This is a genomic window from Desulfovulcanus ferrireducens (assembly GCF_018704065.1).
Lineage (GTDB): Bacteria > Desulfobacterota > Desulfovibrionia > Desulfovibrionales > Desulfonatronovibrionaceae > Desulfovulcanus > Desulfovulcanus ferrireducens.
Genome location: NZ_JAGUQP010000054.1, coordinates 1 through 3,008, shown reverse-complemented (window position 1 = coordinate 3,008; position 3,008 = coordinate 1). Strand labels below are relative to the sequence as shown.

3 protein-coding genes are annotated in these 3,008 nt (G+C 45.2%); 2 read left to right on the top strand and 1 reads right to left on the bottom strand.

Annotated elements, in window-relative coordinates:
• The coding region (locus KFV02_RS11315) for a NifB/NifX family molybdenum-iron cluster-binding protein (RefSeq protein ID WP_289510157.1) at positions 1-417 on the top strand (417 nt) is incomplete at its 5' end.
• Positions 418-526: 109 nt separating this feature from the next.
• Here KFV02_RS11315 and KFV02_RS11310 read toward each other — a convergent pair.
• Entirely contained in the window at positions 527-1,675 is a 1,149-nt protein-coding gene (locus tag KFV02_RS11310; protein ID WP_252381659.1) for a LeuA family protein, read from the bottom strand.
• A 352-nt stretch (positions 1,676-2,027) separates the two neighbouring features.
• Here KFV02_RS11310 and nifH point away from each other — a divergent pair, with 352 nt between their 5' ends.
• Positions 2,028-2,852 (top strand): nitrogenase iron protein, encoded by an 825-nt coding sequence (gene nifH / locus KFV02_RS11305; protein ID WP_252381658.1) that lies wholly within the window; start codon positions 2,028-2,030, stop codon positions 2,850-2,852.
• The last annotated feature ends 156 nt before the right edge of the window (positions 2,853-3,008 follow it).

The window sequence follows — 3,008 nt, the reverse complement described above, 5'->3', positions numbered from 1 at the left end:
TCCAAGCTTGTTCTTCCGGTATCCGAGTCCAGGCCTTATGTGGCGGTGGCAACCAGAGAAGGTATGCTTGTGAACCAACATTTGGGAGAAGCGAGAAGGCTTCAAATCTGGGGGCAAAAGGAGGGAGGATATTATCTTGTTGAAGAACGGACGACGCCCAAGCCAGGTTCTGGTCCCAAAAGGTGGAAGGAATTGTCAGAACTTCTTCAAGACTGCCGGGCCGTGTTGGCCAGCTCCATGGGAGATTCGCCGAGGAAAATTCTGGAGAAAAATGGCGTTATTCCGGCTGAGTGTAGCGGGCTCATTGATGCCGGACTTGCTGCGGTTTACGGCGCAGAAGATACTTCTGTCTTAAAAGGTAGAAGACGCGGCTTGGCCGGAGGATGTTGTTCAGGCGGAGGGGGAGGATGCGGATAAGCCTTGTCCATGTCTCTATTCATTCGCCACCAGGCCACGTATGATAAGTGCTCGGTGGCGAAAGTTTTGAGGATATGGAGAAAGATTGGATAGTTTCCGGATAGTCTTTTTATCTATGACAAATTTGTGCTGGATTCTTAAACTCAGCTTGTAACAGGCCGCGGATTTCCGCCTCTGTGAGGGGCCTGCCCTGTTTTCTGGCCAGAGAACGCACGGTTGACACCAAGGAAGAGCTGAGCTGTTCCAAACAGTGGCTAGAGCAGGAAGGATAGAAACGTTTTAAGGCAGACATAACCGCGGCACGACCGCTCTTCTTGCCCAGCCCGATCTTGCGTTTTGCGCCGACTGTTTCCGGAGCAAAAGGTTCAAAGAGCATGGGGTCGATGTTTATCCCATGAATATGCAACCCACTTTCACAGGCAAAAATAGACTTTCCAACAATGGGTTTTGATTCAGAGATGGGTATTTTTGCTGCTTTGGATACCAAGGTGCATAAATCACGAACAATGGGCATGTTGTAATGGACTGCCTTTTTTCGAAAATAAAGATAAGCAGCCACTTCTTCTAAAGCAGCAATCCCTGCCCGCTCTCCCAGACCCAGAATAGAAACATCTACAAATTCTGCCCCGCCCAAGATTGCAGTAATGGCGTTGGCTGTGCCCTGAGCAAAATCATTGTGACAGTGTACAGCCAAATGACAAGACAGAGCGTTTTTAAATTTACGTACCAGATCGGCAATTTCTATGGGACTGAGCAAACCTACTGTATCTGATAGTCTGATACGTTTGGCCCCTGAAGTAACTGCTGTGCGGGCAACTTCCAGAGCAAAACTTAAATCAGCTCGACACAAATCCTCCAGCCCTACAGAGATATAACTTAGTCCGGCATCTTGGGCAGCTTTAACAACCTGGTGTAATCGTTCAAGCAAGCCGGCTCTGGAAAGTTTAAGTCGTTTGCTAATATGATTATCTGAAACAGGCACCCCGATATTAATCCGCTCCACACCAAGTTTGGCGACCAGCTTAACATATTCTGTCTTGCAGGGAGACCAGATACTTCTGTTGGTTTTTTGGGTTAAGGTCTCTGTCCAATGTATAAGTTCTGATATTTCCTTATTCTCGTCCGGGCCGATGACGCCTAATTCTATTTCTTCTATACCAAATTCAATAAGTCCATTTATTATCTGTTTCTTTGTTTCAAGGTCAAAATAGACCCCAAATTTCTGTTCTCCTTCACGCAGGGTAGTATCTATAAGCATAACCATCACTCCTTTTATAAGCTTTAATGCATTTTTAATGCCACTGCTTTACATAATCTATCGACGCTAAAATCATTAAATTCTAAAGTGTTACCTCGTAACCTATCTTAGCAAATCAATGTTGTAGACTACAAAAGTGTAACAGAAGACAAAATTGTTTGTTGTATGATTGTACGTATTTATTCTTGTAACTGTTGAGAATTACTCTGTTTTGTTGAAAAAAAACAATCAGTTTCAAGGGTTACAAATAAGCATAGCGATTTTTTAGAACCGTTGGCACGTCCCTTGCCATTATAGAGTCATCAAACATCAAAAATTTTAAGTATCAAAACACTTTAACTGGGAGGTTACCATGAGAAAAGTAGCTATTTATGGGAAGGGTGGTATTGGCAAATCCACTACGACTCAGAACACAGTTGCTGGCCTGGTGGAGATGGGGCGGAAAGTCATGGTTGTGGGCTGTGACCCCAAGGCTGACTCAACAAGACTCTTGCTCGGTGGCCTGGCTCAGAAATCTGTTCTCGATACCTTGCGTGATGAAGGTGAAGATGTGGAATTAGAAGATATCCGCAAAGTGGGGTTTGGCGGCACCTATTGCGTCGAGTCAGGTGGCCCCGAACCTGGAGTTGGATGTGCTGGCAGAGGCATCATCACATCCATTAACCTTTTGGAGTCTTTGGGCGCCTACGAGGAGTCCGAGGATCTCGATTATGTTTTTTACGACGTACTAGGTGACGTTGTCTGTGGTGGTTTTGCCATGCCTATTCGTGAGGGCAAGGCGCAGGAGATTTACATTGTCTGTTCAGGTGAGATGATGGCCATGTATGCGGCCAACAACATCTGTAAGGGTATTAAAAAGTACGCAGAGGCAGGTGGTGTACGCCTGGGCGGGTTGATCTGTAACAGCCGTAAGGTGGATAATGAAAAGGAGATGATCGAAGAATTCGCCAAGAGACTAGGTACGCAAATGATTTATTTTGTGCCCCGTGACAACATGGTCCAGAAGGCTGAGATCAACCGACAGACAGTTATTCAGTTTGATCCTAAAGCAGAACAGGCCGAACATTACCGCAATCTGGCCAAAAACATCGATGAGAATGATATGTTCGTGATTCCTGAGCCTCTCCCAATAGAAGAATTGGAAAACCTGCTCGTGGAATTTGGTTTGTTAGACTAATGAGTTTAAATTTCTAACAAAATTCTCTTTGGCCTAACACCAACACCAAGAGAAACACTAAGCCAAAAAGGAGAACAAATATGATCATGGTTCGTGCTATTATCAGGCCGGAAAAGAGCACAGAGGTAATGAAAGCATTGCTTGAGGCAGGTTATC